The organism is Stenotrophomonas sp. 10L48, assembly GCF_056395105.1.
Genome location: NZ_JBFTIX010000031.1, coordinates 1 through 1,384, shown reverse-complemented (window position 1 = coordinate 1,384; position 1,384 = coordinate 1). Strand labels below are relative to the sequence as shown.

General features: G+C 66.3%; 2 protein-coding genes. Both read left to right on the top strand.

Annotated features, from left to right (window positions below; translation table 11 throughout):
* Position 1: 1 nt before the first annotated feature.
* Positions 2-130 carry a flagellin gene (locus AC1DCU_RS21445; RefSeq protein WP_442250938.1) on the top strand — a complete coding sequence of 43 codons (129 nt, stop codon included), beginning with the start codon at positions 2-4 and terminating at the stop codon, positions 128-130.
* 86 nt (positions 131-216) lie between these two features.
* A partial coding sequence (locus AC1DCU_RS21440; protein WP_478014295.1) for a flagellin occupies positions 217-1,384 on the top strand: 1,168 nt, incomplete at its 3' end.

Sequence of the window (1,384 nt, the reverse complement as noted above, 5' to 3'; positions counted from 1 at the left end):
CATCAAGGACACCGACTTCGCCAAGGAAACCGCTGAGCTGACCCGCACCCAGATCCTGCAGCAGGCCGGTACGGCCATGCTGGCCCAGGCCAACCAGGTGCCGCAGGGCGTGCTCAGCCTGCTGCGCTGATCGGCTCCTTGATCGACCACCGGGCGGCGGCTGAGCTGCCGCCCGGTTCCTGAAATACGTTCCACCTTCGCCAAAGGAAAAGCACCATGGCACAAGTCATCAACACCAACACCATGTCCCTGAATGCTCAGCGCAACCTGAGCACCAGCGGCAGCTCGCTCGCTACCACCATCCAGCGCCTGTCCTCCGGTTCGCGCATCAACAGCGCCAAGGACGATGCGGCCGGCCTGGCGATCTCCGAGCGCTTCGGTACCCAGATCCGCGGCACCGACGTGGCCATCCGCAATGCCAACGACGGCATTTCGCTGGCCCAGGTCGCCGAAGGTTCGCTGACCGAAATCGGCAACAACCTGCAGCGCGTCCGCGAGCTGTCGGTGCAGGCCTCCAACGCCACCAACTCGGCCAGCGACCGCAAGGCACTGCAGGCCGAAGTGACCCAGCTGGTTTCGGAAATCGACCGCGTCGCCAAGCAGTCGGACTTCAACGGCACCAAGCTGCTGGACGGTTCGTTCTCCAGCCAGCTGTTCCAGGTCGGCGCCAACGCCGGCCAGGCCATCGCCATCGACAAGACCATCGACGCCAAGGCTGGCTCGCTGGGCACCTCGACCTTCGCCACCGGCGCGACCGCTGCCCTGGCCGCCAGCACCGACGGTGCCCGCTTCTCCGGCACGGTGATGGGCGTGGACATCGGCACGGTTGAAGTCAAGGCCGGTGCCACCACGGCCGACGCATCCAAGGCCGTGGCGACCGCCATCAACGCCAAGCTCGGCGAAGCCGGCATCTACGCCGAAGCCAATGCCGACGGCACGCTGAAGCTGAGCTCGGTGAAGGAAGGCAAGGCTGTTGCCGCTGCCGATATCGCCCTGATGCGCAGCGACTACGATGCCACCGGCAAGACCTGGGGCACCGCGGCTGCCGCTGGCGCCTACACCGCCGGTACCGATACCTCGGCCAACGTGCAGAAGCTGGATGTGAGCACCGTGCTCGGCGCCCAGCAGTCGCTGGAAGTGGTCGACAAGGCCCTGGGTGCGATCAACAGCACCCGCGCCGACCTCGGTGCGATCCAGAACCGCTTCACCTCGGTGGTGGCCAACCTGCAGACCTCGTCGGAAAACCTGTCGGCGTCGCGCAGCCGCATCAAGGACACCGACTTCGCCAAGGAAACCGCTGAGCTGACCCGCACCCAGATCCTGCAGCAGGCCGGTACGGCCATGCTGGCCCAGGCCAACCAGGTGCCCAGGCCAACCAGGTGCC